This is a genomic window from Aminobacter sp. P4_H6_2 (genome assembly GCF_056400805.1).
Genome location: NZ_JBFUKO010000577.1, coordinates 1 through 3,421, shown reverse-complemented (window position 1 = coordinate 3,421; position 3,421 = coordinate 1). Strand labels below are relative to the sequence as shown.

Here is a 3,421-nt window from a genome sequence, read left to right as displayed (position 1 = left end):
GGTTTCTACAAAGCACGTGCCTTGTTTCAATCGGCAAGACATCCTCTCTCCCGTGGCCACGAGGGGGCCTCGAGAAAACCGGAGGATGGCGAAACTCCGGAGCAAACATCAAGACGGAATGCGGTCTTTGCCCCGCTCGAGCGCCTCAACAAGGAGGTCGATTTTCTCACAGAACTCACGTCGCTGAGATATCGGTTCTCTGCCCTGTTCGGTGCAGAAGGAGACAAGCCCTTTTCCGAAATCATTGCTACCTACAACGCTGTTCAGCGCGCTACCTACGCCCTTTTAGACGATGGCCTTTCCCGTAGTGAACAACGCGAGATGCGTCTTGAAGATGTCATTTGGGGAGTGGGCGAAGACGACAAAACTGCAAAAACTCTGGACGACGCGGTACGCACCGTAGAGGAGCTATGCCGTCCAGTTTTGTTGTCCCAACCCAATTAGCCTCGTCCGTCCGCCGTCCTGCTACTGCGAGGCTTTAAATGCGATTGCCACCTGTTGACGATTATCGTGCACCGTTCGTTGTACCTATCGGCCATCTGGCGATGCAGGCTGCTTACGCCGACAACAAGCTCTTCGAACTAGTCGCAGCGTGCCCTCCAAAGGCAGTTGAAGAGGCAATCACTGTTGACACCGTGGCCCACAAGCTTCGCGTATGGGACGATAAAACAAGGCCCTTTGCAGAGGAGCGTGTAAGACGTATCGCTGATCTCGACCTACGGGCGGAAGCCGAGCATGCCCTGTCTCGGTACGGTGATCTCAAACTACGTCGCAATCGTGCGATACACGACGCAGTGGAAATAGGCATTTTCGGAAGTGAAGAGACTGGTTACCTGCCGAAACCCCTTCAAGTCGAGTACCGGAGGGTGGACGGAAAGACCACGCAATCATGGCTGCACAAGGTGACGCCGGATTTGATCGCATCACTGGCCTACGAACTTTACGACCTCCAGAAGGACATGGAAGCCGTCACTTACAATCTCCGCCAACAGCGCGAAGCGCCTGACGCGTAGGCGCCCGCAGCGGTCTTATTACCACTTCCCTTGATCTCGCTTAGCTCCTCGGCCTGCTTGACCTTGTCGTGGACTACTCGTCCCAGAATAGCGCCTCGTCTCCACGGTGCGGAATGATGTGATCGACCACTGCGCTGTTTGGTGCTGGGTGCTTGCCCGTAAGCAACTCGCCGGTGCGCTGGCAGGCTTACAGGTCGCGATCGAGGATGAGGCGGCGAAGCTTCTGCCACCGGGCATTTGTACCAGATACGCCATGCGTTGGAGGTGGAGCGTTGCCTATCCCGTTCTCGCTCATCCCTTGGGGCCGGGCTGTAGCGGCTGGATAGGCCGCCAAGCGTGGGCTTGATGTTGGTGAGCTTGTCCATGGATCGCCCACTCGTCTTCTTGCCGACGGCCATCTAAACCTGATCTATTTTTCCCTATTTTAAATGGGGAGGGGAAATGCCAAGCTACTCGATAAGCTAGCGAGCGTAAGCAGGATGAACACGAGGCCCGGCGCACCTATGCCAGCTTGGTCGAGACCTACCCTGCCTGCAGCTACGACCTGATCGAGGTCCCCAAGGCGTCAGTCGACGAACGGCTGACCTTCATTCTCGACAACACCGGCAATCGCTAGCCTGACGAAACAGGCGGCGCTCGGCAGTTGCAACCCTTCGGCAARGGTGCGGTTGCGACCGGCGCGCTTGGCCGCATAAAGGATCTTGTCGGCTCGGGCGATCGCGTCCCACAGCCCTWCGCCGGCATGGAATTCGGCAATGCCGAAGCTGCAGGTGACGACAATATCCGCAGGCAAGCTGCCAAAACGCACGCCCGCGATCTCGCGGCGCAGCCTCTCGGTCAAGCTGAATGCGTCATCGACCGAATTGTTCAGCACCATGATGAACTCTTCGCCACCGGTGCGCGCCGCGACGTCGCCCGCCTTGAGTTTCTTCTTGATGATGCCGGCGAAGCTCGCCAGCACCATATCGCCTGTGGCATGGCCGAAGCGGTCGTTGATGTTCTTGAAGCGGTCGATATCGCAGGCAACGATGCTCAACGGCTTGCTCCCCAGCGCCAGCAGCCGCGACGCCTTGCCCTGCAGTCCCCGGCGATTGAGCAGCCCGGTCAGCGGATCGCTGTCGCGCTCGGCCTTGAGCGCCAGGATGACGTCGGCGCAGGCAACGACCAGGAGCCCCAAGCCCACGGCGACGCCAATCACCGACATGGTGAACTGCGCCCAGATCCAGAACTCGGACTGGAAGAATTCTGGAGTATTGTCCTTCGGAACCGTGCCGCCGGTGAGCAGCGTGCGCACGATGAACGTCACAGCCAAGCCGAGAAGCAGCCAGAATACCGCCCTGTCGAGAACGCAGCCGCGCACGAGACGCCTGATCTTCCATACCCCACTCAGGAAGATGAAAGCCATGCCGAGATGGAGCACATAGACCCTGATCTGCAGGTCGTTGTCGACATAATAGAAATAGCACAGCGTGCCGACGATCCCAGTGAACCAGGCAGCGTGCTCGACAAGCGGTATCGACCTGCCCGAGCGCGCGAGCACGCCCTCGACCATTAGCAGCGGACCGGCCGAATAGAGCACGGATGTCACCACTATATTGAAGCCGATATCCGACGGCCACAAGGCGAGCTGAATGAACGTGGCGATGGCGAAGACCAGAAACGCCAGCGCAAACAGCATGAGGTGCCGACGCTGGCGCTCGATCAACCAGACGCAGAAAAACGTCACGGCAAACATCAGGAGCAAGGCAGAAGGGCTGAACTGCAATTTTTTCGCTGACCTCGGCGTCGTCGCTCTACTTCTGGTGGTGTTGGAGATTTACCTTCCCATAAGTAAATAAGACGATATCGAGGACGTTTGAAAACGGCCGCGACATTTCAGCCCGGTCGCTATAGGACGACGGCCTTCCAAGGGTCAGGCCGCCTGAATATGCGGGTCGATATGCGAATAGCTGTCGGCTGCGATGCGCCAGGTGGTCAACGGCTGATTGGCCCGGACGTAAACGGCAAAGTGCGCATCGGCTGGTTTGTCGAGCAAACTTCGCTCGGCAATGATCGCGTCGTCCGGGGCCACGACATCGAACACGCTGAAGTCGGGCATCTGCCACGACAAGGCACTGAGGCCTTCGCCGTAGTCGACACGGAGCGAATGCGGTGTGAACAACGCCATCGCGACGGCGAGTGCCAGACTCGCTAACGGCAGGCTGAAGAACATGCACGAGCAGCGCATGGCAGTCTCCTGGGTTTGAGGGATGCCGTGGTTACCCGCACGGCCGGGACTTCCGGAGCGCTCTGACATGGTTCGTCTACGTCCAGACGCCGTTTCTCTTTTGGTCAAACCTGTGGTTGTATATCAATCGGCCGAATTCCTCGGCTATTTGGAGGACATCATGACAGGAAACTCCAAGCCT

At 58.2% G+C, this 3,421-nt stretch carries 4 protein-coding genes; 2 read left to right on the top strand and 2 right to left on the bottom strand.

Annotation, left to right across the window (positions count from 1 at the left end; all coding sequences use genetic code 11):
• A partial coding sequence (locus AC1DUU_RS26845) for a hypothetical protein (protein WP_476786400.1) occupies nt 1-444 on the top strand: 444 nt, incomplete at its 5' end.
• A gap of 38 nt (nt 445-482) precedes the next feature.
• Entirely contained in the window at nt 483-1,013 is a 531-nt protein-coding gene (locus AC1DUU_RS26840; RefSeq protein WP_476786399.1) for a hypothetical protein, read from the top strand.
• A 565-nt stretch (nt 1,014-1,578) separates the two neighbouring features.
• Here the strand turns inward: AC1DUU_RS26840 and AC1DUU_RS26835 are convergent.
• Complete coding sequence (locus tag AC1DUU_RS26835; protein WP_476786398.1) at nt 1,579-2,739, bottom strand: GGDEF domain-containing protein; 1,161 nt, start codon at nt 2,737-2,739, stop codon at nt 1,579-1,581.
• A 186-nt stretch (nt 2,740-2,925) separates the two neighbouring features.
• Nucleotides 2,926-3,240 carry a hypothetical protein gene (locus AC1DUU_RS26830; protein WP_476786397.1) on the bottom strand — a complete coding sequence of 105 codons (315 nt, stop codon included), beginning with the start codon at nt 3,238-3,240 and terminating at the stop codon, nt 2,926-2,928.
• Between the last annotated feature and the right edge of the window lie 181 nt (nt 3,241-3,421).